Origin of the sequence: Dactylosporangium darangshiense, from assembly GCF_039537565.1 — a bacterium.
Classification (GTDB): Bacteria; Actinomycetota; Actinomycetes; order Mycobacteriales; family Micromonosporaceae; genus Dactylosporangium; species Dactylosporangium darangshiense.
The window spans coordinates 275,829-302,167 of sequence record NZ_BAABAT010000006.1; the positions used below are offsets into that span (position 1 = coordinate 275,829).

Sequence of the window (26,339 nt, forward strand, 5' to 3'; positions counted from 1 at the left end):
TCACGCCAGCACGGCGGCCAGCGACAACAGGATGGCCAGGCTGTTGGTGAGGCAGTGCACGGCGATGCTGATCCGCACGCTGCGCAGCCGCAGCATGATGGCGATGAGCAGCAGCTGGGCGACGAAGACGAAGACGAACTTCTCCGGCTGCCAGTAGTGCTGGGCCGCGAAGAGGCCGGCCGAGGTCACCACCGCCGCGATGCCGCGCACGGGCAGGCGGGGCAGCAGGTACGCCCGGAAGTACAGCTCCTCGACCGCCGGGTTGACCAGGCCGTCGACGAGCAGCGTGACGAGCAGCGTGGCGACCATCGTGGTGGCCGGGAACGCGTCGGAGTCGGGCGGCAGCAGCCACGACGACGGGTAGATGTCGAGGATCCGCTCCTCCAGCGGCGCCAGCAGCACGACCATGCCGATCGCGATGGCGGTGACGCAGGGCAGGATCATGAGGTACAGCCGGATCGGCAGTTTGCGCTTGAATGCCAGGACCTCCGGCACACGCCGCCAGGACCAGCCCGCCGCGCGCAGCAGCAGGCCCGCCTCGATCGGGGTGAGCACGAAGGCGAAGGCGAGGGTGAGCGCGAACTGCGGCGGCAGATGCCACGCGCGCATGAGCGGCTCGAGCGCGAACGCCGCGGCGAAGGTGGCCGCGGCCGGCAGCAGGTGCATCGCGAGGACAGTGGGCCAGCCCAGCCGTTGGATCGGCTGCGCGGCGCCGCGGTACCGGATCAGGGTGGCCGTCGTCATAGACCCGACGCTATGAAAATCGGCGGTCGGGACCCAGCCCGCTGGGCGGAGTGTTCGGGGTAGGGCAAGCCCTACCCCGCGTACTCATGCCTGCGTTACCCCGGCGACCGCGGCGTCCGTGCCGCCGCGCCAGACGACGCCGGTCTCGACGAAACCGGCCGCGGCGAGCGCCTCGAGATGCCAGCTCGCGGGCGGGAGGAACTCGCTCGAGTGTGGCTCACTGTAGATGCGGTGGCGCTCCTCGACCAGCGGCGCGAGCACCGGGTCGAGGGCGGCCCGCTCCCACCAGTCGCGCCAGGACGGCACGGCGCCGGTGGCGTACCGCGCGTCGCGACGCTGGTCGGCCCGGGCCACGAGCCGGCGCGACAGCTCCGGCAGCGTCTCGTCGGGCATGTGGTCGGCGTTGACGAACACGCCGCCCGGGCGCAGGACGGCGGGCAGCTCGCGGTACAGCTGCGTGAGGCGCTCCGGGCTCAGCCAGTGCAGTGCGGTGGCGGTGAGCACGGCGTCGTATGCGCGGTGGGGCAGCCGCGCGGCCCAGCCGGGCTCGCGCAGGTCGGCGGCGACGAGCTGCGCGCGGTCGCCGAGCGAGGCGCCGGCGATGGCCAGCAGCGCCGGGTCCAGGTCGAGGAGGGTGACCTCGACGCGGTCGAGGCGCGCGAGGGCGCGCAGGCTGATCGAGCCGGTCCCGCCGGCGAGGTCGAGGATGCGCACCGGCCCGGCGGAGGCGGCGTCGCCGGACGTGACCGCATCGACGACGTCGAGCATCGCGGCGAAGCGGTGCTCGCGGTCGGGCATGAACGCCTCCTGCTGGCGGTCCCAGCTCTCCTGCCACGCGCGCGAATCGAGCTTGTAAGGAGTCATAGGCGATAGGGTAATTACATTCACGTCCCGTTTCCAGACCTGTGGTGAACTTCGGTGGTGACAACTGAGCGCCTCGCCCGGCACCTGCGCACGCCCGACGCCGTCGTCGTCGGGCTCGGCGCCATGATTGGCGCGGGTGTCTTCGCCGCGTTCGCACCCGCGGCGCGAGCCGCCGGCGGGCTGCTGCTGGTGGCGCTGGGCATCGCCGCGGTGGTCGCCTACTGCAACGCGACGTCCTCGGCTCGGCTCGCGGCGCTCTATCCGCAGTCCGGCGGGACCTACGTCTACGGGCGGGAGCGGCTCGGGGGCTTCTGGGGGTACCTGGCCGGGTGGGGCTTCGTCGTGGGCAAGACCGCGTCGTGCGCGGCGATGGCCCTGACCGTCGGCGCCTACGCGTTCCCCGGCCACGAGCGCGCGGTCGCGGTGCTCGCCGTCGCCGCGGTCACCGCGCTCAACCTCTTCGGGGTGCAGAAGTCCGCGCTGGCCACCCGGGTCATCGTCGCCGTCGTGCTCGTGGTGCTGGCCGCGGTCGTCGCCGCCTGCCTGCTCGGGCGCCCGGCCGCGCCCGGCACTGCGGCGAGCGGTGGCGGCTGGGGCGTGCTGCAGGGCGCCGGGCTGCTGTTCTTCGCCTTCGCCGGCTACGCGCGCATCGCCACGCTGGGCGAGGAGGTCGCCGAGCCGGCGCGCACGATCCCTCGCGCCATCCGGATCTCGCTCGGGATCACGCTGGTGGTGTACCTCGCGGTCGCCGTCGCCGCCCTCGCCGCGCTCGGCCCGGGCCGCCTCGCCGCGTCCACCGCGCCGCTGGCCGACGCGGTCACCGCGGCCGGCTCCGCCTGGCTCACGCCCGCGGTGCGCGCGGGCGCGGCCATCGCGGCGCTGGGCTCGCTTCTCGCCCTGGTGCTCGGGGTGTCCCGCACGACCCTGGCGATGGCCCGCGACCGGCACCTGCCACGGTTCCTCGCCGCCGTGCACCCGGCCCGCCAGATTCCGCACCGCGCGGAGATCGCCGTCGGCGTCGTGGTGATCCTGCTGGTGACGTTCCTGGACCTGCGCGGCGCGATCGGCTTCTCCTCGTTCGGCGTGCTCGTCTACTACGCCGTCGCGAACGCCTCGGCCTGGACCCTGCGCCCCGACGAGGGTGCGCCCCCTCGCCTCGTGCCGGCGCTCGGCCTGGCCGGTTGCCTGCTGCTGGCCGCCACGCTGCCGTTCGCGTCGGTACTCGCCGGGCTCGCCGTGTTCGCTATCGGCGCCCTGCTGTGGCTGGCCCGCCGTGCTGCACGGCCCACTCCGCCAGGCTCGCCAACGCCTCCATCAGCGTGACCCCCTTCGCCGTGACCCACGCTCGACCCGGCCGCCGCGGCGTGGCTGCGCGCGGCGACCGAGGCGCTGCTGGCTACCCTTGCGCCGCGGCCAGACCGGTGAGCTTCTCCGGGTTGGCGATCAGGTGGATCGTCTCGATCCGCCCGTCGACGAGGTGGAGCGTGATGGCGCTGACCGGCTCGCCGTCGTAGCGGGCCACGATGGCCGGGCCGCCGTTGAGCTCGACGATCTCGGCGGTCGCCGCGGCCGGGGTCCGGCCGGCGAACGTAACGAGCGCCCGGGCCACGAGCTCGGCGCCGACGATGGGCTTGCGCGGGGCCTGCGCCAGTCCGCCGCCGTCGCTGATCATGGTCACCTCGGGGGCGAGCACCTGCACCAGGCTGCGCAGGTCGCCGCCGACACAGGCGGCGAGGAAGCGCTGGGTGGCCTCGGCGCGGGTGGCCCGGTCGGTGTCGTAGCGCACGCGGTGGTCCTCGACGTGCGCGCGGGCGCGGGCGGCGGTCTGGCGCACCGACGGCTCCGTGCGGTCGACGAAGCCGGCGATCTCGGCGTAGGAGTACCCGAAGGCCTCGCGCAGCACGAACACGGCGCGCTCCAGGGGCGAGAGCGACTCGAGCACGAGCAGCATGGCGGTCGACACCGAGTCGTTGAGCGCCACACTGTCGGCGACGTCGGGCGAGGTCAGCATCGGCTCGGGCAGCCACGGGCCGACGTAGGCCTCCCGGCGGGCCTGCGCGCTGCGGAGCCGGTCGATGGCGAGGCGGGTGGTGACCCGGACGAGGTAGGCCTCCGGGTCGTCCACCGAGTCGAGGTCGACCGTGCTCCAGCGCAGCCACGCGTCCTGGACGACGTCCTCGACGTCCGCGATCCGCCCGAGCACCCGGTAGGCCACGCCGGCCAGCCGCTCGCGGTGCTCGCTGAAGATCTGCGCCGCGTCCGCCATGCCACCGATCGTAGGCTCGCGGGTCTATGCGACGCGGCGCAGGGCGCGGTCGCGGCGGGCCGCCACCGCCGAGCCCGACTCGTGCCGGGCCATGCGGCGCAGCACCGCCGGCGCGATGAGCAGGCCGGCCACGGCCCAGGCGCCGAGCACCGCCGTCGTCTCCAGGTGCCGCCACGAGTCGCCGATCTCGACCGCGGCCGCGCCGGCGGGCAGCAGCGCCGAGCGCATGCCGAGCCCGAGCCAGTACACCGGGAAGACCTGCGCCAGCCCCTGCACCCAGCCGGGCAGCGCGGTGATCGGGTAGAAGATGCCCGAGATCGCGATGACGGCGAGCACCGGGAGCGTGAGCAGCCCCTGCGCGCGGGCGCTGCCGAAGACCGAGCCGAGCACGGCGCCGAGCGGCAGCGTGGCCAGCAGGCCCAGCGCGAGCACCCACAGCACGGTCCCCCACGCCGCCGGGCTGGCGGTGGCGAGGCCCGGGACCAGCAGCAGGGCGGGCACCAGGAAGATCGCGAGGTCCACGAGCAGGGCGCCGGAGACGGAGACGACCTTCCCGACGAGGTACGCCCCGACGCCGTCCGGCGTCGCCTTGGCCCGCAGCAGGGTGCCGTCCTCGCGGTCGGCGGTCAGCGTCTGGCTCATCGTCACCATCGCCATCGCCGCGTTCATCCCGAGGATGCTCGGCAGCACCAGGCCGGCGAGCGGGAAGCCGCCGCCGTAGTCGTGGTGGCGCATGAAGTACAGCGTGACGAGCATCAGGGCCGGCCAGAAGCAATGGTTGAACAGGTCGCCGGCGTTGGTCAGCGATTGACACAGCTCGATGAGGCCGCGAGTGCGGCCCTGTCGCAGGACGGCGGTCATGACTCGGCTCGCCTCACCAGGGTCAGGTAGGTCTCTTCCAGGGACGACTTGCGGATCTCGAGGTCGCTCAGCGCCTCGCCGTGCGTGCGGAACAGCTCGAGCGCCAGGCGCGTCGAGTCGGGCGTGGCCTCGACGAAGCGCCGCTCGCCGAGCCGCCAGCGCACCTCGTCCGGCCCGGCGATGCGCCGCGCCAGCTCGGCAGCGGTGCCGTCGGCGACGATCCGCCCGCCGTCGAGGATCACGATGCGATCGGCGAGCCGCTCGGCCTCGTCGAGGTCGTGCGTGGTGAGCAGCACCGCGGTCCGGTTCGTCGCGACGAGCGCCTCCGGGTCGGCCAGGCCGCGGACCAGCGCGTGGAACTCGCGGCGGGCCTGCGGGTCGAAGCCGGCCGTCGGCTCGTCGAGGAACAGCACGTCGGGCCGCCCGACGATGCCGACGGCGACGTCGAGGCGGCGCCGCTGCCCGCCGGACAGCGTGCCGATGCGCTGCCGGGCCTGCCCGGTCAGCCCGACCGCGGCGAGCAGCTCGTCGGGGTCCCAGGCCCGCCCCGGGTAGTAGCCGGCCTGGTGTGCGAGCAGCTCGCGGACGCGCCACTTCGCGTGGTCGCGCCACGACTGCAGCACGATGCCGACCCCCGCCCGCCAGCGCTCGTCGCCGCGGGCCGGATCGCGCCCGAGCACCTCGACCTGCCCGGCCGAACGCACCCGGAACCCTTCGAGAATCTCGATGGTGGTCGTCTTGCCGGCCCCGTTGGGCCCGAGGAGGGCGACGATCTCGCCGCGGCGCACCGCGAGGTCCACCCCGTCGAGCACCACGTTGTCCCCGTAGCGCATCGCGAGCCCACGGACATCGACGACGACTTCGCTTCGTGTTTCCACAATCGCGAACGTAGATTGCATTTCCAATTTCAGCAACGCTCTGGCATGGATAATTGCAATGGCGTTGCCGCCTAATGCAACGCGTTGCAATGCCATGCCGGCTAATGCAACACTGGTCGGCATGCCAGGCGTCCGGCTCACCCAGGAGGACCGCGAGCGGATCGCGGCCGGATTGGCGGAGGGCCTCGACTACGCGGAGATCGCCCGCCGCCTGGGTCGCCCCACATCGACGATCTCCCGCGAGGTGGCCCGGAACCTGCGCCCGGGCGGCTATCAGGCGACCGAGGCGCACCGGGCCACCCTCCAGCGCCGTGCCGCCCGCCGTGGCCCTTCGACCACTGAATCCGAGAGTGGTCTCGATAAGTCCGTCGACTCCGTCGCCGGACTTATCGGACATATCATGATTTACCGTGATGTGACGGTGGAGAGGGCCGGACTGCCGCGAGATCCGCAGGTCACGGCCGAGTTCGACGAGCGGTTCGCGGCGCTGATGGTGGAGACCGGGCTGCCGCGCATGGCGGCGCGTGTCCTCGGGGCGCTGGTCACCACCGACGCGGGTGCGCTGAGCGCGGCCGAGCTGGTCGGGCGGCTGCGGGTCAGCCCGGCATCGGTGTCGAAGGCGGTCGGGTACCTGGAGAGCCTCGACGTCGTGCGGCGGGAGCGGGTGCCGGGGCGGCGCGAGCGGTACGTGATCGACGACGACGTCTGGCTGCAGAGCTGGCTCACGAGCGCCCGCCTGCACCGCATGTGGGGCGAGGCCGCGCGCGACGGCGCGGCCGTGTACGGGGCCGACACGCCCGCCGGGGTCCGGCTCGAGCAAATGGGGCGGTTCTTCGGGTCGCTGAGCGATCAGATGACCGGCGGGCTCGATCCCCAGCTCGCGACCGACCTGCTCACCGTCGTCGCCGCGCTCGTGCACGCCGCGGGGCCGCGGACCGTGGAGCAGCTCGCGGACGCGCTCGGGTGGGAGGCGCGAAGGGTGGCCGCGGCGGTGGACCTGGCCGAGCGGCGTTCCGACATCGGGGATCCCGTCGCACCGCGGGCGGTTCCCGGCGGCTATGTCGCGGTGGCCAACGACCAGCGGCTCACCGAGGCGCAGCGGGCGGCCCTGAGCGGCAACGGAACAGCCGGCAACTGAGCAGCCGGCCGAGGCCGCGCAACAAAGGGCGCGGCCTCGGCTGGGGCACCGGTGAATGCGCGGCACGCCGCGGTCCTCGCTGGCGGCCGGGCATCACGCCCGGCCTCCCCCCTTTACGAGCACCGCGAGGTGGCCGGCGGCATCCTGGGCCCCCTCCCCCTCAGCGGACCCGTCCATCAGATCCCGGCCGGGCGCCGGTCGCCATGCGGAACCGCATGCAGAAGTCTCAGGACGGGCGAGTCTCGGACCGGGCGAGTCTCAGGACGGGCGCAGGCGCAGGCCGCCGAGGCGCACGCGCATCGACTCCAGGGCGGCGCGGACCGAGCGCGGGGTGAGGAACAGCGCCTCGGCGATCTCGCGCTCGTCGACGCCGCCGAGGTGGCGGTCGAGGATGCGCCGCTCGGTCGCCGACAGCGTGGCGACCGGCGAGGGAGGGGCGGGCGGGGCGACGCCGCGCGTGGTCAGGGCGGCGACGGCGGCGGCGTAGAGGGCGTCGGCGCCGCCGGCCGCGGCGAGGTCGACGGCCAGGCGCAGGGCCGGCACGGCCTCGTCGCGCTCGGGGCTCGCGGCGCCGAGGGCGAGCAGCGCGCGGGCGTGGTCGATGCGGGCGTTCCCGGCGCCGAGCAGGGCCGCGGCCTCGCGCACGTCGGCGAGGCCCTCGTCGCCGCCGCGCAGCTCGCCGCGCAGGCGCAGGGCGCGGCCGATCGGGCGGGCGGCGCCCCACGCGCGGGCGCGGGCCACCTCCTCGTCGAGCAGCTCGACGGCCTCGGCGGTGCGGGCCAGGCCCGCGAGGGCGGCCGCGCGCACGGAGCGCCACGGGCGCCAGGCGGGATTGTCGATGGTGGACATCACCCGCAGTACCGAATCCTGGGCCGAAAGAGCCTCGCGGTAGCGGCCCTCGGCGACGAGCAGGCGGGCCTCGGCCTCGCCGAACATGCGCGCGCCCTCGGTGATGCGGTGGTGCGGGCGGACCTGTTCCAGGAATGCCCGGCAGGCGGCCGGGTCGCCCTGATCGAGCAGCACCTCAAGCAGGAAGGACTCGCCGTAGCCGGAGGCGATGCCGCCCTCGCCCCAGGCGTGGGACATCTCGTTGCCGGCGGTCAGGGCCTGGCGGGCCTCGCGCAGGTCGCCGCGGCGCCACTCGACGTAGCCGCGCCACAGGTTCATGCCAAGGGCCGTGAACATGTCGCCGCGGCGGGTCGCCTGGTGCAGGCCGGCCGTCCACAGCGGGCCGGAGTCCTCGTCGCACAGGTCGAGGACCTGGCCGGCGATGACCCACAGCAGGCCGGTGTCCCCGTGCAGCAGGTCGCCCTCGGCCACGCCGAAGCGGGCCAGGCGCGCCGCGAGGTCGCGGTCGGTGCCGTCCATCGCGGCCTCCCAGGCGAGCGCGACGGAGAGCATCCGCGCGCCGATGCCGGTGCCGGTGACCGGGGGCGGCGGCAGCGTGCGCCAGGCGGCGGGGTCGAGGTCGTGGAGGTACCCGCTGATGCGCTCGGTCGCCAGCAGCGCCTGCCGGTCGTCGTCCAGCCCCGCCGGCAGGGCCGCCGCGGCGTCGTGCGCGAAACGGGTCGCGGAGCCGGGCTCGCCGACGAAGACGAGGATGCGCCCGAGCGTGCGGGCGAGATCGGCGCGTACCGCCGGATCCGTCGCGGCGTCGTATGCCTGGCGCAGGTGCGTGATCGACGCCGGCGCGTCGCTGATCGCCTCGGCGTGACCCAGCTCGAGCAGCACGCCCGGGCGCGCGTCCGCGTCGGGCGGCTCCTGCAGCGCGCGGGTCAGCGACGCCACGGCGGCCTCGGGCGCCGCGCGGTCGCGGGCGCGCCGGGCGGCCGCGCGCAGGATCTCCACGACCCAGGCGTCGCCGCGAGGCGGCACCTGCATGAGCTGCGCGGCGACCTGCTCGGGCGGCGCGCCGGCGTCGGCGAGCACGCGGGCGGCCCGGCCGTGCTCGAGCTGGCGCCGCCCGGGCGCGAGGTCGCGGTAGACGGCGTCGGCGACGAGCGGGTGGACGAAGCTCAGCGGGTACTCGTCGCGCAGCACCTCGGCGCGGGCGAGCGCGGCGACCGCGGCGGCGGCCTCGTCCTCGCCGACGCCGGCCAGAACGGCGACGGTGGGCAGCGCGGCGCCGCTGCCGAGCACGGCGATCGCGGTGGCCACGGCGGTGCTGGCGGCCTCGAGCCGGGCCAGGCGCATCAGCACGAGGCTGGAGACCGCCCGGGAGCCGATCGCGGTGACGGTGCCGGCGTGCGCGGCGTCGGGCGTCACCTGCTCGGCCCGCAGCGCCTGCAGCAGCTGGCGCAGCAGCAGCGGGTTGCCGGAGGTGGTGCGGTGGCACGCGCGCACGAAGGCGTCCTCGGCGTGCGCGCCGAGGACCTGGCGGACGAGGTCGGCCACGCCGGGCTCGGTGAGCGGGGCCGGGCGCAGGTGCGTGGTGATGGGGTCGGCGGCGAGCTCGGCGAGGACGGCCTCGTCGTCGTGCGGCTCGCCGGTGCGCAGGGTCGCGATGACGAGGACCGGCAGCCCCTCGACCCGCCGGACCAGGTACGCCAGGAACCGCAGCGACGCCGAGTCGCACCACTGCAGGTCGTCGACGGCGAGCACGACGGGCCCGGCGCGGGACAGGTGCACGGTCAGCCAGTACAGCCCGTGCAGCACCGACTGCCCGCCGCCCTCGTCGCCCCCGTCCAGGTCGAACACGCTCGCGGCCGGCGCGGCCGGGCCGCCCAGGGCGCCCGCCGTCTCCCGGGCCGCGGTCTCGAACAGCTGCCGGATGGCGCCGAAGCCGTACTCCTTCTCCAGCCGGCTCCCGCGCGCCGCGAGCACCCGCGCGCCGCGCCCGGCCGCGTCCCGGCGGGCCTCGGTGAGCAGGCGGGTCTTGCCGATGCCGGCCGGACCTTCGACGAGCACGAGCCGCGCCTGCCCGTCGAGCGCCTCGGCGAGGGCGGCGCGCAGCTCGTCCAGCTCCCGGTCGCGGTCGACGAGGTCGCCCGCGGCGGCCGGGGGCGCCGAGAGCCGCCGGGGCGGCGCGGGCGCGGCCGGCGGCGTCAGGGTCGAGGCCTGCGCGAGGACCTCCGACTCGAGGGCGCGCAGCGCGGGGCCGGGCTCGACGCCGAGCTCGTCGGCGAGCAGCCGCCGTGCGCGGCGCAGCGCCGCCAGCGCGTCGCCCTGCCGGTGCGCGCGGTACAGGGCGAGCACGAGCAGCCGCCAGCGCTCCTCCCGCAGTGGCGCGGCGGCGACCAGGGTCTCCAGCTCCGGTACCAGCACGGCCGCCTCCCCGCGGGCCAGCCGCGCGGCGGCGAGCTGGTCGCGGGCGACCTCCCGCAGCTCGTTGAGGCGCGTGGCCTCGGCCTGCGACCACGGCTCGGCCGCGTACTCCGCGTAGGCGGGGCCGCGCCACAGTGCGAGCGCGGCGCTCAGCCGGGCGACGGGGTCGGCGCCGGGCTCGCGGACCATCGCCTCGAAGCGCCAGGCGTCGACCGCGTCGGGCTCCAGGAGTACCGCATAGCCGGCGCCTCGGCTCGCGATCACCGTGCCCCGCGTCCGGGCGCCGCGGTCCGGCTCCAGCCGGCGGCGCAGGTGCGAGACGTAGGACTGCAGGGCGGCCACTGCGGCCGGCGGCGGCTGGTCGCCCCACACGGCGTCGATGAGCCGGTCCGCGGAGACGGTCTCCCCGCGGGCGAGGACGAGCAGCGCCAGGACGGCGCGCTGACGCCGCCCGCCGAGGTCGAGGGGCTCGTCGTCGCGGGTCGCGGTGAGGTCGCCGAGGACGTTGATGTGCATCGCGCAAGTGAATGTAGGCACATGTCCGGACACGAACTGTCGGCTGGCCGTCCGATGCCCATCCTCCGAACGGACTGGCTGTAGGACTGTTCGCGGCTTGTTCACGAGCGATTCGCCCTAGTGCTCGACGCTGCGCGGGTGCGTACGAAAACGGTTTTGATCGCCGCGCTGCTCGCCGGCGTGCCGCTCGTCGCCGCCGGCCTCGCCTCGACCGCCGCGCAGGCGGCCGACGGGCTCGCCGTGCGGATCAACGAGGTCGAGTCCAGCGGCGGCACGCCCGGCGACTGGGTCGAGCTGTACAACGCGGGCACCGCCGCCGCCGACATATCCGGCTGGGTCGTCAAGGACAACGACGACACCCACGTCTTCACGATCGCCGCCGGCACGAGCATCGCCGCCGGCGGCTTCCTGGCGCTGGACGTCGACCCGGTCTTCGGGCTCGGCAGCGCCGACTCGGCCCGGCTGTTCCAGCCCGGCGGCGCGCTCGTCGACTCGTACTCGTGGACCGCGCACGCCGCGACCACCTACGGCCGCTGCCCCGACGGCAAGGGCGACTTCACCACGACGACGGTCGACACCAAGGGCAAGGCCAACGCGTGCCCGGGCCAGACGCCGGCCTCGCCGTGGCCGGGCGGTGCCGCGGTGTCCACCGTCGACGCCGCGAACACGTTCGGCACCAACCTCAGCGGCCTGGCCTACGAGGGCCGGAACGTGCTCTGGGCGGTGAAGAACGGACCCGGCACGTTGTACCGCCTGAGCTGGGACGGCGCGCAGTGGTCCCCGGCCGCGACGTACCCGCTGCACTACCCGGACGGCACCGGCGACCTCGACTCCGAGGGCGTGACGCTGGCCGGCGGCGCCGTCTACGTCTCCACCGAGCGCAACAACGCCAACAACGGCGTGAGCCGCCCGGCGGTCGAGCGCTTCGAGCCGGTCGCGGGCGCGTCGAGCCTCAACGCGGTGCGCGAGTGGAACCTGACCGCGGACCTGCCGGCGGTCGCCGCGAACAGCGGGCTGGAGGGCATCACGTTCGTGCCGGACGCGTACCTCACCGCGCACGGCTTCCGCGACGAGCACACCGGCGCCGCCTACGACCCGGCGACCTACCCGGGCCACGGCGACGGGCTGTTCCTCGTGGGCCTGGAGGCCAACGGCTCGGTCTACGCGTACGCGCTGGCCGACGACGGCTCGTTCACCCGGGTCGCCACGGTCGCGAGCGGCTTCCCGAGCGTGATGGACCTGCAGTACGAGCCGGAGACCGGCCACGTCTGGGCGGTCTGCGACGACACCTGCCAGGGCCGCACCGCCACCCTCGACATCGACGCGACCGGGCGTTTCGCGGTCACGAACGTGTTCGAGCGGCCGGCCGGCATGCCGAACTACAACAACGAGGGCTTCGCGATCGCACCGCAGTCGGAGTGCCAGGCCGGGCTGAAGCGGGCCTGGTGGTCCGACGACACCGGCGACGAGGGCCACGCCCTTCGGGCCGGCACGATCGCCTGCACCGACCTCGACGCCGATGACGACGGCGTGTACGACGCGGTCGACCCGAACCCGTCGACGGCGGGCGACGACTTCGCCGGCGGCCGCATCCTGGACCGGGCGGCCCGCGCGATCACCGTCGAGCCGGGCCTGAAGGTCACGGTCGGCGCGGGCGCGACGCCGGCGCTGTTCCGCCTCGACGGCAGCGCCGCGACGGTCGCGCTCGGCACCGGCGTGTACTCCCTGGCGGCGCCGGGCACCGTGGCCGTGCGCACCGGCGAGCCGGCCGTCGTCACCGCCTCGGTGAAGTCGGTCCCGATCACGCTGACGGTCTCCGCCGGCGGCTCGGTCACGTACACCGACGCACTCACCGGCATCCAGCAGGCCGGCCCGGTCGCGATCCGGGCGGCGAGCCAGCCGGACGGCGCGTGCGCCGGCATCGCGGTGCAGAACGTCATCGTCGGCGGCACCGGCAACGAGCGACTCGCCGGCACGAACGGCAACGACCTGATCCTGGGCCGCGGCGGCAACGACGTCGTGGACGGCAACGGCGGCGCCGACTGCATCACCACCGGCCCCGGCAACGACGTCATCACCACCGCGGACGGCAGCGACTGGATCGACGCCGGCGGCGGCAACAACGTGGTGAACGCGGCCGGCGGCGACAACGTCGTGAACGCCGAGTCGGGCAACGACACGGTCACGACCGGCGACGGCAACGACCGCATCGATGCGGGCGGCGGCAACAACGTGATCCGGGCCGGCGAGGGCGACAACACGGTGCTGACCGAGTCGGGCAACGACTCGATCACCACCGGGCCCGGCAACGACACCGTCACCGCGGGCAACGGCAACAACACCGTCTCGACGGGCGCCGGCGACGACACGATCACGACCGGCAGCGGCAACGACACGCTCGACTGCGGCGCCGGCACGGACGCCGCCCACCCGGGCCGCGGCAACAACACCAACCCCGGCGGGCGCTGCGAGACCTTCACCGGCTGACCGAACCCGCACGACAAAGCGGCCCCCGCCACATAGCGGGGGCCGTTTCGTATGGTTCACCAGCACAAATGCCGCCTCGCTGCCGTTCTGCTCCGCCGACCCGCTTACCCCTCGTCAGCTGCTGGTCAGGGCGGTGATGGTCAGGGTGGCGGTGTAGTCGCCGGGCTGGGTGCTCGACGGGATCTTCAGGGCGAGGTCGGCGCCGAGCACGGTGGTGCCCAGGCCGCCGGTCGCCAGGCCGGCGGCGGCCTTCAGGCCCGGATCGGCGCCCGGGGACACGGCCGCGCCGGCGACGGCGTCGTGGTCCGCGTTCTGCGTGACGATCGTCGGTGTCCAGCCCAGGCAGTTGCCGCTGAACGTGTGGGTGCCGCTGGTGAAGTCGGAGATCTGGCCGGAGACGCTCCAGCCGGGCCGGGTCTGGTCGCGGCCGTCGCTGATCGTGACCGCGCCGAGCCGGCCGGAGGACTCGAAGGTGTGGTCGTTGCGCAGCGCGGCGGTGCCCAGCTGCACCGGTGTGCTGTCGACGGTCATGGTGAGCCCGCCCTCGGACAGCGGGACGTCCACGTCGATCGTCTCGGGGTACACGATGCCGTCGACCATGATGACGAAGGGTTGAGCCGAGGCCGACGGCAGGGATACGTCCGAGTCCGCCGGCGTGAACGCGGCCGTGATGAGGTGTCTGCCGTAGTCGCTGAAGGTCGTGGTGAGCTCGGCGACACCGTTGACCACGGGAACGGGCGCACCTATTGGATGGATGTACGAGCAAACGGAATCGCAGCCGTCGTGGAACTGGACCTGGCCGGCCGCGGTGGAGGGCGAGACCCGGGCGGTCAGGGTCACGGCGGTGTCCCGCTGCACGTAGTCGGTTTGTGCGGACACCGTCGTCGTGGTGTTCGGCGCCGGGCACTGCACCGGGCCCTGCTGGTCGCACGGGCGCGGCATCGGCTCGCTCGCCGCCAGCGCGTCCGTGCCGCCGGCAGAAATCGTCGGGTTGGCGCAGGACTGGAGGAACTCGGCCGCGGTCCCGGGCAGCTGCGCGCCGGGGACCCGCTGCAGTTGGCCGTACCCCGCCAGGCTCAGGTTGATCGGCAGCGCGGCGTAGCCGAGCTGCTTCGCCTGGCCCTGCCCCTGGCACAGCGCGTAGCGGCCGAAGTCCCCGAGGGTTCGGCCCTTGTCCGTCGTGAAACCGTGGGTCGCTTCGGTCGGCACGATCAGGTACGAGTACCACGAAAGCTCGTATGCGCGCGGATCCGGGTTGGTGTACACCTCGGAAAGATCCTGGATCTGGCCTGCGTCGACCTTGGCCTTGAGCAGCGCGATCCCGACGTGGCCGGACGTGGGTGACGTGTAGTAGCCGGCCGCGTTGAGCATCTTCGCCGCCGGGATGCCTAAGCCGGCCTCGAAGTCCGGCCCCTCGTTGAGGAAGCCGATCGCGCCGTTCGCCTGCGGGTCGTCGACGATCGCGGTCACGCTGGAGTCGCCGTAGTACGCCAGGCGCATGGCGGAGCCGGCCGGCACGGGATACAGCGAGGTCGGGGTGCACGGATCGAGGCCGACCTTGGTGCAGTACGCCGTCCAGTACTGCTGTTGCCGGGCCATCATCCATCGCGTGAACTGCCACGTCACGCCGGACCGGTCGGCGCGGACCACCGGCAGGATCGGGATCGCCGGCAGGGCCAGACCAGGATTCTCCGCCGCGATGGCCGGGTCGTCCCACCGGGTCAGCACCCCGGTGAAGATCTTCGCGATGTTCTCGCCGGACAGGCGCAGACTCGTGATCCGCCGGTTGCCGATCCTCAGGTTGTACTTGAAGGCCGTGGCGCCCGCGGTGCCGGGCATGTACGTGTACCCGCGCGACGGCTGCTGATCTTCGACGCCATAGGGGACGTCCCAAGCGCCCCAGTCCACGGTGCCATCGGCGAAGCTCGCGTGGCCGAAGGTGGAACCGGTCTGCGAGAATCCGAAGTCGATCGTCATGCCGTCCTGCGCGACGGTGCCCGTCCACGCGTAAATCGCCCGGTATGACGTTGCCGTGCCCGCACCCCTGAGCTGCACATAGACGCCCGCCGCAGCGGGCCGGGCTGAACCGGCGACGCTCACCAACGCGCCCAGCAACACGACGACGAGTACCGCCCGGACACGAATCACCACTGAACCCCCGTGTTTGCGCGACGTTGACGGTGGGCCGCGCAGCTGTCGCGACGATCGGGCAGCTTCGTACAGCAGATATCCGTCAGGTGAACAAGCGCCGGATGCCCCCGCCGTGGACGACGTGGCGGGAATGCTGCTGCTGGGCGACGAGCCGCGCCGGTTTGAGGATAGTTTTATCGGTCATGGCAGAGGTGCGGCTGGAGCCGATGACCGAGGATGAGTACAAGCCGTGGCGGGCCGAGGCGGAGGCCCATTATGCGCAAAGTGTCGCCGCATCGGGCCAGTCCGCCGAGGCCGCGGCCCGCAACGCCGCCGACACCTACGCGCAGCTGCTTCCCGAGGAGTTCACCACCCCCGGCCACCATTTCTGGTACGCCTACGACGGCGAGCGCCGCGTCGGTTTCCTCTGGGTCAAAGTCACCCGCGAGACCGCGTTCGTCTACAACGTCGCCGTCGAGGAAGACGTCCGCCGCCAGGGCTACGGCCGCGCGATCATGCTGGCCGCCGAGCACTGGTGCCACGCCAACGCCCTGACCAGGATCGGCCTGCACGTGTTCGCCCACAACGCGGGCGCCCGAGCCCTCTACGAACAGCTCGGCTTCACCGAGACCGGCCGCAACATGGCCAAAGATCTCTGACGGCGATCAGCGCGCCAAATGGCGGACATCGAACGGGCCCCTTGACCGCGTCACTGCTGGTCAAGGGGCCCGTTTCGGCTGGTCAACAGCCGATCCATCGGTGGCCCCGGCGCGAATCGAACGCGCGACACCCGCTTTAGGAGAGCGGTGCTCTATCCCCTGAGCTACGAGGCCTTGCCCGAGGTCGAGTCTAGGGGAGAACCGGGTCGGGCCGAAATCGCGTATCCGTGCAACCTCCCGAGGTGTCGGGCTCGTTTCAGTCCGACCGAGGGGGAGGCCGATGCGCGCACGGGCGCAAGAGGAGTACGCCGAGTACGTCACCGGACGGCTCGCGGCGCTGCGGCAGCTGGCGTTCCTGCTGTGCGGCGACACGCACCGGGCCGACGACATCGTGCAGCTCACGATCGAGAAGCTGTACCTGCGCTGGGCGCGGGTCAGCGCGGTGGAGCACCTCGACCAGTACGTGCGGCAGATGCTCGTGCGCACGTTCCTCGACGAACGGCGCAGGCCCTGGGCCCGCGTCGCGCTGACGCCTTGGGGGCCGCCCGAGCCGCCGCCCGCGCCGCCGCAGGGGGTGGACGAGGCGCTGGTCCTGCGCGCCGCGCTCGCCCGGGTGCCGCGGCGCCAGCAGGCGGTCATCGTGCTGCGGTACCTCTGCGACCTGCCCGTCGAGGAGGTGGCCGGGATCCTCGGCTGCAGCGTCGGCACCGTGAAGAGCCAGTGCGCCCGAGGGTTGGCCACGCTGCGCCAGCTCGTCGGCGACGATCTGCAGAGGACGGGCTGAGCGATGGACTTCGACGACCGCCGCGCCACCGAGCTGCTCATGCCGCTGCGCCAGGCGCCCACCGGCCCGTCCACCGTCGACGTGGGGCGGGCGATCGCGCGCGGCGAGCGGCGCCGCGCCGCCATCCGGGCCGCCTCCGCGGCCGCCGTCGTCCTGGTCGTCCTCGCGGGCGGCTGGGCGTTCGCGGGCACGGGCCGGGGGCACCGGCCGGACCCGGTGCCGGCGGTCAGCGCGTCCCCGAGCCCCGAGGGCGGGCAGGGCATCACGCAGTGCACGGCCTCGGAGGTGGAGACGCCCCCGGCGGCGGCGCAGGGCGGCACGACCGTCATGGGCGGCGACCCGTCCGGGCGCTACCTCGTCGGGCTGGGCATCGACGGCGCCAAGGGGCTCGCGCTGCTGTGGGACCGGGGGAAGTACCGCATCGTCGACCTGCCCGACGAGAGCCCGACGCTGCTGGACGTCAACTCCGCCGGTGTCGCGGTCGGCTACACCATGCGCCAGCGGCGGGTGCCGTGGGTGGTCGTGGACGGGCGGGCGCACGAGCTGGCCCGGGCCGGCGGCGACAACGACGACGCGGTGGCCTACGGGATCAACGCCGCCGGACAGATCGCCGGGACGGTCAAGAGCCGGCCGGTGCTCTGGCCCGGCCCCGACGGCCAGGCGGCGCCGCTGCCGCTGCCCGGGCCGGGGTACTCCGGCTGGGCGCGGGCGGTCGACGACGACGGCACGGTCGTGGGGCAGCTGTTCCACGACGACGGCTCGGCGGCATGGGCCTGGGCCCCGGACGGCACCCCGACGATGCTCGCGGCCCCGGTGATCGACGGCAAACCGGCCACCGACTACGGCGCCTTCGACGTGCGCAACGGCTGGGTGGCCGGGATGGCCGGCACCACGGGGGTGCTGTGGAACCTGCGCACCGGTGAGGTGCGAGTGGTCGCCTGGGGCATGCTCATGGCGGTGAACGGCAAGGGCTGGACCGTGCTGGCCAACGAGCCGCGCGCGGCGGTGGACACCGGCACGCAGCGCGTCGACCTGCCGTCGGTGCCCGGGGCCGAGGGCGGCGTCTACGCGCTCGCCCCGGCCGTGCTCAGCGACGACGGGCGCTTCGCCGCCGGCACGGCGATCACCTCGGCGAACGGCCACCGGGCCGGGACGCGTTGGACCTGCCGATGAGCGCACGGGCGCGGGCCACCTTGACCGACTCGGTGAGGGTGCCGATGTCGTACGCCCCGTAGTGCCGGATGCCGTTGATGAAGAACGTCGGGGTGCCGCCGACGCCGCTGAGGTCCGCGGACTCCAGGTCCTGTGCGACCCGGCCCTCGTGCGTGTGGCTCATCAGGTCCTCGTGGAAGCGCCGGCGGTCCAGGCCGAGCTGCTCGGCATAGCGCACCAGGTCCATCGGGCGCAGCTCGTCCTGGTGGTCCAGCAGCAGGTCGTGCATGGGCCAGAACGCGCCCTGCGCGGCCGCCGCCTCGGCCGCCTCGGCGGCCAGCTGGGCCTGCGGGTGTACGTCGGTGAGCGGCAGGTGGCGCCACACGTAGCGCAGGTCGGTGTCGGAGAGCAGCTCGCGCACCGCCGGCTCGGCCTGGCCGCAGTAGGGGCACTGGAAGTCGCCGTACTCGACCACGGTCACCGAGGCGTCCGCGGCGCCGCGCACGTGGTCGACGCTCACGTCCACGGGCGGGATGAGGTCCACGAGGACGTCGGCGTCGCCCAGCAGCGCACGGGCGCGCTTGTGCTTCGGCAGGCGGTCCGTCACGCGGTACACCACCCAGGTGCACAGCGACGCGAGCAGCGCGGCGGCGAGGACGCCCGCCTTCGCCTCGTCCAGCTGATCGCCCGTGAACGCCAGGCTCGCGATGAGCAGCGACACCGTGAACCCGATCCCGGCGATCGTGCCGCTGCCGAGCACCGCCGCCCACCCGACGCCCGGGCGCACCCGCCCGCCGGTCAGCCGGGTCACCAGCCACGAGGTGCCGGCGACGGCGACCGGCTTGCCGACGACGTAGCCGGCCAGCACGCCGAGGGTGATCGGCGAGGTGAACGCCCGGGCCAGGAACGCGCCGTCGATCGGGATGCCGGCGTTGGCCAGGCCGAACAGCGGCACGATGAGGTAGCTGGTCCAGGGGTGCCACAGCCGCTGCAGCCGGTCGTTGGGTGAGAGGGTGCGGGTGAGGCCGAGCGACGCCGAGCGGGCCAGCTCCGCGGTCGGCTGCTCGCGGAAGAGCTTGAACAGCCCGCTCGCCGCCTCCAGCGCGTTGCGGGCGGGGGTGTACGCGGTCGCGGTCAGGCCGACGGCGAGGCCGGCGACGACCGGGTCGACGCCGCTACGCAGCATGAAGTACCACAGCAGGATGCAGAACGGCGCGTAGGCCGGCCCGCCCTTCACGCCCAGCGCGCGCAGGGCGAGGACCATGCCGAACGCGACCGCGGCGAGGGCGAGCCACATGGGCTCGATGTGCTCGGAGTACGCGACGGCGATGATCACCAGCGCGAGCAGGTCGTCGACGACGAACACGGTCAACAGGAAGACCCGCACCTGCTCCGGCACGCCCCGGCCGACGAGTGCGAGCAGGCCGAGCGCCAGCGCGGTGTCGGTGGACATGGCCACGCCCCAGCCGTGCGCGCCCGGGCCGCCGCGGTTCACCGCGAGGTAGATGGCCACGGGCACCGCCATGCCGGCGATCCCGGCGGCCAGCGGCAGCAGGAATCGGCGCCGGTCGCGCAGGTCGCCCAGGTCGAACTCGCGGCGCGCCTCCAGGCCGACGACCAGGAAGAACAACGTCATGAGGCCGCTGTTGACCCAGGTGCGCAGGTCGCAGGCGAGCTCCCAGCCACCCGCCCGGACGGAGAACTCGGTGGTCCACAGCCGCTCGTAGCCGGCCTCGTCGACGTTCGCCCAGATCAGCGCCGCCACGATGGCGGCGACGAGCACGCCGGCGCTGCCGGCCTCGGTCCGCATGAATGCCCGCAGCGGTGCGGTGACGTCCCGCCTCCACGTCGTGATGCCGTCGCTCACAGCGGGCAAGCCTATGCCGCGCGGGCGCCGTTACGCTCGGGCAGTGGGAATCCGCGTGCTCATCGCCGACGACCAGCGGATGGTCCGCGACGGCCTGCGCCGCATCCTGGGCGCCGCGCCGGACATCGAGGTGGTCGGGGAGGCCGCGGACGGGGTCGAGGCCCTGGAGTGCGTCCGCGCCCTCGCGCCCGACGTCGCCCTCGTCGACATCCGGATGCCGCGCATGGACGGGCTCACCCTCACCCGCGAGCTCGCCGGCGGCCCCACCCGGGTGGTGGTCGTGACGACGTTCGATCTGGACGAGTACGTCTACGCGGCGCTGCGGGGCGGCGCGGCCGGCTTCCTGCTCAAGCGCTCCGGCCCGGCCCTGCTCACCGAGGCCGTGCGCGCCGCGATGTCGGGCGAGAGCCTGATCAGCCCGGCGATCACGGTCAAGCTGCTGCGCCACCTGTCCAGCCCGCAGCCGCAGTCGCCGGAGCCGCTCACCGAGCGCGAGCTGGAGATCGCCGGGCACGTGGGCGCCGGGCGGACCAACGCCGAGATCGGCGCCGAGCTGTTCATCTCGGCCGGCACGGTCAAGACGCACGTCGCGGCCGTGCAGCGCAAGCTCGGGGTGCGCAACCGGGTCGGCATCGCGGTGTGGGCGTGGAACAACGGAGTCGTCGCGGCGTGAGGGCCCGGTGGCTGCTCCTGCTCGCCCTGCCGGTGCTGTGCGGGCTGCCCTTCACGCGGGCGCCCGGCCTGCCGCTGAGCCTCGCCGCCATGCTCGCCGTCGCCGCCGCGATACGCCCGGGCCTGCGCGGCCTGCCCCTGGCCGCCGCGCTCGGCTCGCTGGCGGTCACCGCCGCCTACACCGGGGCGCCGCAGCCGGCGGGCCTGTGGTTCCCGTTCGAGTTCCTTCCGTTGTCGGTACTGCTGGTGCGCGTGCTGCGCCGCAGCCCCGCCCGGCCGGCGGCCGTGTCCGGTTCGCTCGTCGCCCTGGCGGCGACCGCGCTGCCGCTGCGCATCACCCTGCACGTGCCGCACAACCGGTTCAACGGCTCGGTGCTGCTCGTGGCGACCGCGTTCGCATGCGTGGTGGCCGCCGCCGGCCTGGGCCTGTACTGGCGCGCCGCGGACGCCCGCCGCGCCCGGGCGCTGGCCGCGGCCCGGCGTGCGCAGCGGCTGGAGGTGGCCCGCGACCTGCACGACCTGGTCGCGCACGAGGTCACCGGGATCGTTGTCGAGGCGCAGGCCGCGCAGGTGTCGCCCGACGCTGACTCGTACTCGCGGATCGAGGCGGCCGGCCAGCGCGCCCTGTCGGCGATGGACGACCTCGTGTCGGCGTTGCGAGCGGATGACGACGTCGGCCGGCGCGGCCGCGGCCTGGCCGACCTGCCCGGCGTGGTATCCCGCTTCGGCTCCGCGGCGACGCTGGAGATCGAGCCGGGCGTCGAGCTTCCGCCCGCGGCCGGAACGGCCGCTTATCACGTCGTCATCGAGGCGCTCACCAACGTGCGCCGCCACGCTCCGGAGTCCGCCCAGGTCACGGTGCGACTGACCGCCGCCGGCGTGCTGACGATCGCGAATGACGGGTCTGCCGGATTCATCCCCCCGCGCGACGGCGGTGGGTCCGGCCTCAGCGAACTCGCCGTGCGCGTCCGGGCGGTCGGGGGGACGCTGGAGGCCGGGCCGTTCGAGGGAGGGTGGCGGGTCGTCTGCGATCTCTCCCATTCGGCAGATGTGCGCGGGGGCGGCGGGCAAGAGCCTTAGGGGCATGCTCGAACTGCTCGACATCACGAAGGTCTACAAGGGACAGAAGCGGGCCGTCGACGGGCTGACGCTGCGGCTGGGGCCGGGGCTGGTCGGCCTGCTCGGGCCCAACGGGGCCGGGAAGTCCTCGCTGCTGCGCATCGCCGCCACCGTGACCCGCCCGACGAGCGGCAGCGTGCGCTTCGACGGCGCGGACGCGGTGGCCCGGCCGGACGGGCTGCGCCGCGCGCTGGGCTACCTGCCGCAGGACTTCGGGGTGTACCCGAACCTGACGGCGGTGGAGTTCCTGGCGTACCTGGCGGCGGTCAAGGGGCTGTCGGCCCGCTCCGCGCGGTCGCGCATCGACGAGCTGCTGGAGCTGGTGAACCTCGCGCACGCCGCGCGCCGGCCGCTCGGCGGCTACTCCGGCGGCATGCTGCGCCGGGTCGGCATCGCGCAGACGCTGCTGGCCGACCCGCGGGTCGTCATCGTCGACGAGCCGACCGCCGGGCTGGACCCCGAGGAGCGGGTCCGGTTCCGCAACCTGCTCAGCGACCTCGCCGCCGACCGGCTGGTGCTGCTGTCCACGCACATCGTCGGCGACGTGGAGTCGGTCGCCTCGCGCATCGCGGTGGTCAAGGGCGGGCGGGTGCGCCTCGACGGGCCGCCCGAGGAGCTGCTGCGCGGGGTCGCCGGGCACGTCTGGGAGGCGACCGTGCCGCCCGAGGCCGCGGCCGCGTTGCAGCAGCGGCTGCTCACCACCCGGTCCGTGCGCACCCCCGCCGGCGTGCGGCTGCGGGTGCTGGCGACGAGCCGGCCGCTCGCCGACGCGGTGCCGGTCGCGCCCGACCTGGAGGACGCCTACGTCGGGGCGGTGCACCGGTGAGGGCGCTCTGGGGACTCGCCCTGGCGGACTTCCGGGAGAGGGTGCGGCGCCCGGCGTACCTGCTGATGCTGATCTCGGCGATCGGGCTGGGGCTGCTGGCGGTGCCCCCGGTCGGGTCGCACTGGTCGGTCCTGGTCATCGGCGGCTTCCGCGGCCGGTACACCAGCGGCTACGTCGGCCTGGTCACCGCCCTGACGAGCGCCCTGTGGCTGACCCTGGTCGGCTTCTACCTCGTGCGCGACGCCGTCGCACGCGACGAGCGCACCGGGGTCGGGCAGCTGCTGGCCGCCTCGCCCCTGCGCACGCCGGTGTACCTCGCCGGCAAGCTGCTGAGCAACGCGATGGTGCTGGGCTCGATGACCGTCGTCCTCGCCGCGACCGCGCTCGCGCTGCAGCTGCTGCGGGGCGAGTCGCGCGCCGTCGACCCGGTCGCGCTGGCGCTGCCGTTCGTGCTCGTCGCGCTGCCGATGCTGGTGCTCACCGGGGCCCTCGCCGTGTTCTTCGAGGCCACGCCGCTGCTGCGCGGCGGCCTGGGCAACGTGCTGTGGTTCTTCGTGTGGATGGTCGTCGCGATCGGCGGGCAGTCCACGCACGCGCCGCTCGGCGGGATCGGGCTGCAGCCGGTCGACCTGCCTTCGGGCGCGTCGCGGGACGTGGGGCTGGGGCTGATGTACGTCGACGATCCCCTGCGCACCTTCGAGCACCCCGGCCTGCGCCTCGACGCCGGCTTCCTCGCCGGGCGCCTGGCGCTCACCGCCGTCGCGGTCGCGATCGCGCTGCTGCCGGCGCTGTGGTTCCACCGCTTCGACCGCCCGGCGCGCGCCGCCCGGGCGGGCGCCGGCCCCGAGCCGCGGGCCGTCTACCGGGGCCTGCCGCGCACGGCGCCCAGGCGCGGCGGCACGTGGTCGCGGCTGCTCGCCGGCGAGCTGCGCATCCTGGTGCAGGGCGCGCCGCTGTGGTGGTGGCTGGGCGCGGGCGCGCTGGCCCTGGCGAGCCTCGCCGTCCCGCCCGGCCCGCTGCTGGCGATCGTGTGGGTCTGGCCCGTGCTGCTGTGGTCGCGGCTGGGCACCCAGCCGGCGGCGTCGGGCGCGGCCGCGATCCTCGCCGCGTATCCGGCGCCGCGCCGCCGGGTGCTCGCCGAGTGGGGCGCGGGCGTGCTGCTGGCCGCGGCAACCGGCGCGGGCGCGGCGGCCCGCATGGCGTTCGCCGGGGACGTCCCCGGGCTCGCCGCCTGGACGGCGGGCGCGCTGTTCGTGCCCGCGCTCGCCCTGGCGCTCGGCACGCTGAGCGGGGCGCCGCGGGTGTTCCAGGCGGTGTACACCGTGCTGTGGTACCTGCTGATCACCGACACCCGGACGCTGGACTTCATGGGCGCGCTGCGTGCGGATGGCCGCCCGGCCGGGCCGAGCCCGCTGCTGTGGGCCGCGGCCGCGGCGGCCGGGGTGGCCGCCGCGCTCGCCCGGACGGCCTGGCGGCACGCCCGCCGCTGAACGGCCGCGGCACCCGTGCAACAGGCGGCGATGGTCGAAGCGTCGTGCCGGGTGGGAGGCGGTGACGAGTGATCAGCTTCGACGAGTACGTCCGGTTGCGCGGCGACCGGCTGGTGCGGCTGGCCCGGCTGCTGGTGCGCGACCGGCACCTGGCCGAGGACCTCGTGCAGGAGGTCCTCGGCCGGGCCTACGCGCGCTGGGACCGGGTCAGCCGCGCCGACGACATCGACGTGTACGTGCGGCGCATGCTGGTCAACCGCCACATCTCGTGGCGACGACGCCGCTCGTCCACCGAGGTCGCCGTCGACACTCGCGCCGAGCACCTCGACCGCGCCGGCAACGGCGACATCGGCGCGGAGGCGGCCGAGCGCGACGCGGCCTGGCAGCTCATCGCCGAGCTGCCGCCGAAACAGCGCGCGACCGTCGTCCTGCGCTACTACGAGGACCTCGACGACGCGACGATTGCCGAGATCCTGCGCTGCTCGCGGGTGACCGTGCGCTCCCAGGCGATGCGCGCCCTCGCAACCTTGCGCCGGCGCCTCGCCGCCCAGCCGGATCTGACTCGTAGGGACCTGCTTCGTAGGGACCTGCTTCGGAAGGACGTGGCCCGATGAGCGACCTCGAACCCGTCTTCATGACAGCGCTGCGCGACCGCGCCGACGGCGACGTGCGCGTCGAGCCTCTCCTCGACGGCGCCCGGCGCCGCGGCGTCCGGCACCGGCGCAACCGGCGCCTGGCCGCGATCGGCGGCTCGGTCGGCGCGGTCGCCGCAGTGCTCGCCGCGACCCTGCTGGTCCCGACCGGCGGCGGCACGCCCCCGCCCGCGACGAGCGCCGCGCCGAGCGCGCGGGCGAGCACGGCCCGGCCGTCGCCGACGCCGTCGGAGCGCCCCCGCCCGCCGGCCGTGCCCGGCCTGGCCCCGCTGACCGCGGGCGGCACCCTGGGCCAGGGCCGCCAGCTCCACCTCGACACGACCGACGCGACCCCGTTCACGATCCGGTGGGACTCCGCGGACGGCTTCGAGGCCCTCGAGGTGGGCCGGTACCCGACCTCGCGGTTCGGCTACGACCTGTTCCGCGTCATGGCGTACACGACCGGGCCGGCCCTGGACGCGGCGATCGCCGAGCGACAGGCGAACTGGCCCGGCAAGGCCGCCGTCGAGCAGCTCAGCGCCGGCGGGCGCCCGGCGACGCTGCGGTGGACGAACGACTGGGCGACGCTGCGGTGGCAGCCGCTCGACGGCGTCTGGGCGCTGGCCGAGGTGAAGTTCCACCGGATGCAGCCCGACCCGATGCCGGTCATCGGGGCGGCCGAGGCGCGCGCCGCGATGCTGGAGGTGGCCGCCTCCATCCGGTACGACCGGGTGCTGCGCTGCGCCGCGCAGTACCAGCTCACGTGGGCGCCGCCCGGCACGCGGGTCCGGTCCTGCATGGTGGAGCTGCCGGGCCTGTCGACGACGACCTCGCTGGGCTTCGAGGTGCCCAGCGGCGGCGTCTTCTTCGTGACCGACACGACGACGGACGAGGTGAAGCCGAACAAGACCTACGCCGGCCATCCGGTCGAGGAGGGCCGCGACGGCTCGCAGATCGCCATCGACGGCCACCAGTACACGATCGAGCGCGGCGACGCCGGCCTGAGCCGCGACAGCCTGCTGCGCACCCTCGTCGGCATCCGCCCCGGCCCGGCGACCGCCGACCCGCTGGCCTGACCCGTCAGCCCAGGGCGGCCGCGATCGCGGCGACCTGGCCCGGTGCCACGGCGTCCCAGTAGCGGCCGTCGTGGCACCCGGTCGACAGCGTGACCACGGAGGGGTCGGGCAGCCGGTCCCGCAGCCGCCGCACGGCCGGCGCGAACGGGTCCGCGGCCCCGATGTCGACGCGGAACCGCAGCCCGGCGAACTCGGCCGCCCGCCCGGTCACGTCGTAGCGGGCCCACTCGGCGGCCGAGTCGAACGCGCCGGCGTTGACCCGCTCGGCGTCGGCGTAGTCGCGGAAGATCGCCGGCGAGGAGGCCACGACGAGGCGGAAGCGGTCGCGGTACGTCAGCCCGCACAGCAGCGCACCGTAGCCGCCCATCGACCAGCCGGCCACCGCCGCCCGGCCGGCGTCGAGCCCCTCGCCGGCCAGGAACGGCAGGAAGTCCTCGACGAGCATGCCGAGCGGGTCGTCGGCGGCGTGCGGGTGCCAGTACCCGTCCCCGCCGTCGGCGGCCGCGATCGCGAACGGCGCCGCCCCCGCGCCGACGGCCCCGGCGAGCAGCGCCGCGTAGCCACCGGTGCTCACCGCCTGCGCGGCATTGGACCCGAACCCGTGCAGGGCCAGGCACACCGGCAGCCGCTCGCCGCGCGCGTGCCCGGGCGGATAGACCAGCGCATAGGCCACGTCGCGGTTGCGCCGCGCCGAGCGGAACGTCCCCGTGAGCACGGGTGGCGGCGCGGCGCGCGGCACGGCCGGGTGCGCGGGCGCCTCGGCGTCGCAGCGGCCCAGCGCCTCGTCCAGCCGCCCCTTGCCGGGCAGCACGGCGTGGTCGACGAGCTCGAAGCCGCCGCCGGCCGCACCGAGCACGACGACGCCGCCCAGCCCCAGCAGCGCGACGCGCCGGCTCACCCCCATACGCGACACC

At 74.6% G+C, this 26,339-nt stretch carries 21 protein-coding genes and 1 tRNA gene; 12 read left to right on the plus strand and 10 right to left on the minus strand.

The window, feature by feature from the left end:
* The gene (locus tag ABD901_RS15365) at window positions 1-744 is read right to left on the minus strand and encodes a CPBP family intramembrane glutamic endopeptidase (protein WP_345126676.1); all 744 of its coding nucleotides are present in this window, start codon (window positions 742-744) and stop codon (window positions 1-3) included.
* A gap of 84 nt (window positions 745-828) precedes the next feature.
* On the minus strand, window positions 829-1,608 hold the full coding sequence (locus ABD901_RS15370; RefSeq protein WP_345126679.1) for a class I SAM-dependent methyltransferase: 780 nt from the start codon (window positions 1,606-1,608) through the stop codon (window positions 829-831).
* A 57-nt stretch (window positions 1,609-1,665) separates the two neighbouring features.
* Here ABD901_RS15370 and ABD901_RS15375 point away from each other — a divergent pair, with 57 nt between their 5' ends.
* Window positions 1,666-2,931 (plus strand): APC family permease, encoded by a 1,266-nt coding sequence (locus ABD901_RS15375; protein ID WP_345126979.1) that lies wholly within the window; start codon window positions 1,666-1,668, stop codon window positions 2,929-2,931.
* Window positions 2,932-3,004: 73 nt separating this feature from the next.
* Here ABD901_RS15375 and ABD901_RS15380 read toward each other — a convergent pair whose 3' ends face one another.
* Genes ABD901_RS15380 through ABD901_RS15390 form a run of 3 tightly spaced genes read right to left on the minus strand, consistent with a single transcriptional unit; the run spans window position 3,005 to window position 5,568 of the window.
* Window positions 3,005-3,874: an RNA polymerase sigma-70 factor gene (locus tag ABD901_RS15380; RefSeq protein WP_345126682.1), complete on the minus strand. Its 870-nt coding sequence runs from the start codon at window positions 3,872-3,874 to the stop codon at window positions 3,005-3,007.
* 24 nt (window positions 3,875-3,898) lie between these two features.
* Complete coding sequence (locus ABD901_RS15385; RefSeq protein WP_345126686.1) at window positions 3,899-4,735, minus strand: ABC transporter permease; 837 nt, start codon at window positions 4,733-4,735, stop codon at window positions 3,899-3,901.
* Window positions 4,732-5,568 carry an ABC transporter ATP-binding protein gene (locus ABD901_RS15390; protein ID WP_380139911.1) on the minus strand — a complete coding sequence of 279 codons (837 nt, stop codon included), beginning with the start codon at window positions 5,566-5,568 and terminating at the stop codon, window positions 4,732-4,734. Before ABD901_RS15390 ends, ABD901_RS15385 begins: the two co-directional genes overlap by 4 nt.
* 166 nt (window positions 5,569-5,734) lie before the next feature.
* On the opposite strand from ABD901_RS15390, the gene ABD901_RS15395 reads away from it, so the two are divergent.
* Window positions 5,735-6,751 carry a GbsR/MarR family transcriptional regulator gene (locus ABD901_RS15395; protein ID WP_345126693.1) on the plus strand — a complete coding sequence of 339 codons (1,017 nt, stop codon included), beginning with the start codon at window positions 5,735-5,737 and terminating at the stop codon, window positions 6,749-6,751.
* Between the two features lie 258 nt (window positions 6,752-7,009).
* Here ABD901_RS15395 and ABD901_RS15400 read toward each other — a convergent pair whose 3' ends face one another.
* Window positions 7,010-10,531: an ATP-binding protein gene (locus ABD901_RS15400; RefSeq protein WP_345126696.1), complete on the minus strand. Its 3,522-nt coding sequence runs from the start codon at window positions 10,529-10,531 to the stop codon at window positions 7,010-7,012.
* 138 nt (window positions 10,532-10,669) lie between these two features.
* Here ABD901_RS15400 and ABD901_RS15405 point away from each other — a divergent pair, with 138 nt between their 5' ends.
* On the plus strand, window positions 10,670-13,018 hold the full coding sequence (locus ABD901_RS15405; protein ID WP_345126700.1) for a lamin tail domain-containing protein: 2,349 nt from the start codon (window positions 10,670-10,672) through the stop codon (window positions 13,016-13,018).
* A 114-nt stretch (window positions 13,019-13,132) separates the two neighbouring features.
* On the opposite strand, the gene ABD901_RS15410 is transcribed toward ABD901_RS15405, so the two are convergent.
* Window positions 13,133-15,166 carry a substrate-binding domain-containing protein gene (locus ABD901_RS15410; protein ID WP_345126703.1) on the minus strand — a complete coding sequence of 678 codons (2,034 nt, stop codon included), beginning with the start codon at window positions 15,164-15,166 and terminating at the stop codon, window positions 13,133-13,135.
* Between the two features lie 185 nt (window positions 15,167-15,351).
* Here ABD901_RS15410 and ABD901_RS15415 point away from each other — a divergent pair, with 185 nt between their 5' ends.
* Entirely contained in the window at window positions 15,352-15,807 is a 456-nt protein-coding gene (locus ABD901_RS15415; RefSeq protein WP_345126713.1) for a GNAT family N-acetyltransferase, read from the plus strand.
* Between the two features lie 101 nt (window positions 15,808-15,908).
* On the opposite strand, the gene ABD901_RS15420 is transcribed toward ABD901_RS15415, so the two are convergent.
* Window positions 15,909-15,981: transfer RNA gene (locus tag ABD901_RS15420), tRNA-Arg, on the minus strand.
* Between the two features lie 106 nt (window positions 15,982-16,087).
* Between ABD901_RS15420 and ABD901_RS15425 the strand changes: the two genes are divergently transcribed.
* The gene (locus ABD901_RS15425) at window positions 16,088-16,591 is read left to right on the plus strand and encodes a SigE family RNA polymerase sigma factor (RefSeq protein WP_345126717.1); all 504 of its coding nucleotides are present in this window, start codon (window positions 16,088-16,090) and stop codon (window positions 16,589-16,591) included.
* Window positions 16,592-16,594: 3 nt separating this feature from the next.
* The gene (locus ABD901_RS15430; protein ID WP_345126720.1) at window positions 16,595-17,764 is read left to right on the plus strand and encodes a hypothetical protein; all 1,170 of its coding nucleotides are present in this window, start codon (window positions 16,595-16,597) and stop codon (window positions 17,762-17,764) included.
* Here the strand turns inward: ABD901_RS15430 and nhaA are convergent.
* Window positions 17,715-19,553, minus strand: a complete 1,839-nt coding sequence (gene nhaA / locus ABD901_RS15435) for a Na+/H+ antiporter NhaA (RefSeq protein WP_345126982.1) — start codon at window positions 19,551-19,553, stop codon at window positions 17,715-17,717. The genes ABD901_RS15430 and nhaA overlap by 50 nt on opposite strands.
* Window positions 19,554-19,623: 70 nt before the next feature.
* Here nhaA and ABD901_RS15440 point away from each other — a divergent pair, with 70 nt between their 5' ends.
* The 6 genes from ABD901_RS15440 to ABD901_RS15465 all read left to right on the plus strand — a co-directional run bounded on the left by ABD901_RS15440 (window position 19,624) and on the right by ABD901_RS15465 (window position 25,425).
* Entirely contained in the window at window positions 19,624-20,283 is a 660-nt protein-coding gene (locus tag ABD901_RS15440; RefSeq protein WP_380137838.1) for a response regulator, read from the plus strand.
* Entirely contained in the window at window positions 20,280-21,362 is a 1,083-nt protein-coding gene (locus tag ABD901_RS15445; protein ID WP_345126737.1) for a sensor histidine kinase, read from the plus strand. Before ABD901_RS15440 ends, ABD901_RS15445 begins: the two co-directional genes overlap by 4 nt.
* Before the next feature lie 4 nt (window positions 21,363-21,366).
* Window positions 21,367-22,227, plus strand: a complete 861-nt coding sequence (locus ABD901_RS15450) for an ABC transporter ATP-binding protein (protein WP_345126741.1) — start codon at window positions 21,367-21,369, stop codon at window positions 22,225-22,227.
* On the plus strand, window positions 22,224-23,717 hold the full coding sequence (locus ABD901_RS15455; RefSeq protein ID WP_345126745.1) for a hypothetical protein: 1,494 nt from the start codon (window positions 22,224-22,226) through the stop codon (window positions 23,715-23,717). The genes ABD901_RS15450 and ABD901_RS15455 overlap by 4 nt, the downstream gene beginning before the upstream one ends.
* 71 nt (window positions 23,718-23,788) lie before the next feature.
* Window positions 23,789-24,331, plus strand: coding sequence for a SigE family RNA polymerase sigma factor (locus ABD901_RS15460; protein WP_345126985.1), 543 nt, complete (start codon window positions 23,789-23,791; stop codon window positions 24,329-24,331).
* On the plus strand, window positions 24,328-25,425 hold the full coding sequence (locus ABD901_RS15465) for a hypothetical protein (RefSeq protein WP_345126748.1): 1,098 nt from the start codon (window positions 24,328-24,330) through the stop codon (window positions 25,423-25,425). Before ABD901_RS15460 ends, ABD901_RS15465 begins: the two co-directional genes overlap by 4 nt.
* A 4-nt stretch (window positions 25,426-25,429) precedes the next feature.
* On the opposite strand, the gene ABD901_RS15470 is transcribed toward ABD901_RS15465, so the two are convergent.
* Window positions 25,430-26,329: an alpha/beta hydrolase-fold protein gene (locus ABD901_RS15470; protein WP_345126753.1), complete on the minus strand. Its 900-nt coding sequence runs from the start codon at window positions 26,327-26,329 to the stop codon at window positions 25,430-25,432.
* Window positions 26,330-26,339 lie beyond the last annotated feature (10 nt).

What these genes read in the sequence shown, in the direction of transcription:
- ABD901_RS15365 (WP_345126676.1), bottom strand. Translation starts at nt 744, where the DNA reads ATGACGACGGCCACCCTGATCCGGTACCGCGGCGCCGCGCAGCCGATC.
- ABD901_RS15370 (WP_345126679.1), bottom strand. Translation starts at nt 1,608, where the DNA reads ATGACTCCTTACAAGCTCGATTCGCGCGCGTGGCAGGAGAGCTGGGAC.
- ABD901_RS15380 (WP_345126682.1), bottom strand. Translation starts at nt 3,874, where the DNA reads ATGGCGGACGCGGCGCAGATCTTCAGCGAGCACCGCGAGCGGCTGGCC.
- ABD901_RS15385 (WP_345126686.1), bottom strand. Translation starts at nt 4,735, where the DNA reads ATGACCGCCGTCCTGCGACAGGGCCGCACTCGCGGCCTCATCGAGCTG.
- ABD901_RS15390 (WP_380139911.1), bottom strand. Translation starts at nt 5,568, where the DNA reads ATGCGCTACGGGGACAACGTGGTGCTCGACGGGGTGGACCTCGCGGTG.
- ABD901_RS15395 (WP_345126693.1), top strand. Translation starts at nt 5,735, where the DNA reads ATGCCAGGCGTCCGGCTCACCCAGGAGGACCGCGAGCGGATCGCGGCC.
- ABD901_RS15400 (WP_345126696.1), bottom strand. Translation starts at nt 10,531, where the DNA reads ATGCACATCAACGTCCTCGGCGACCTCACCGCGACCCGCGACGACGAG.
- ABD901_RS15415 (WP_345126713.1), top strand. Translation starts at nt 15,352, where the DNA reads ATGGCAGAGGTGCGGCTGGAGCCGATGACCGAGGATGAGTACAAGCCG.
- ABD901_RS15425 (WP_345126717.1), top strand. Translation starts at nt 16,088, where the DNA reads ATGCGCGCACGGGCGCAAGAGGAGTACGCCGAGTACGTCACCGGACGG.
- ABD901_RS15430 (WP_345126720.1), top strand. Translation starts at nt 16,595, where the DNA reads ATGGACTTCGACGACCGCCGCGCCACCGAGCTGCTCATGCCGCTGCGC.
- nhaA (WP_345126982.1), bottom strand. Translation starts at nt 19,553, where the DNA reads ATGCGGACCGAGGCCGGCAGCGCCGGCGTGCTCGTCGCCGCCATCGTG.
- ABD901_RS15440 (WP_380137838.1), top strand. Translation starts at nt 19,624, where the DNA reads ATGCCGCGCGGGCGCCGTTACGCTCGGGCAGTGGGAATCCGCGTGCTC.
- ABD901_RS15450 (WP_345126741.1), top strand. Translation starts at nt 21,367, where the DNA reads ATGCTCGAACTGCTCGACATCACGAAGGTCTACAAGGGACAGAAGCGG.
- ABD901_RS15465 (WP_345126748.1), top strand. Translation starts at nt 24,328, where the DNA reads ATGAGCGACCTCGAACCCGTCTTCATGACAGCGCTGCGCGACCGCGCC.
- ABD901_RS15470 (WP_345126753.1), bottom strand. Translation starts at nt 26,329, where the DNA reads ATGGGGGTGAGCCGGCGCGTCGCGCTGCTGGGGCTGGGCGGCGTCGTC.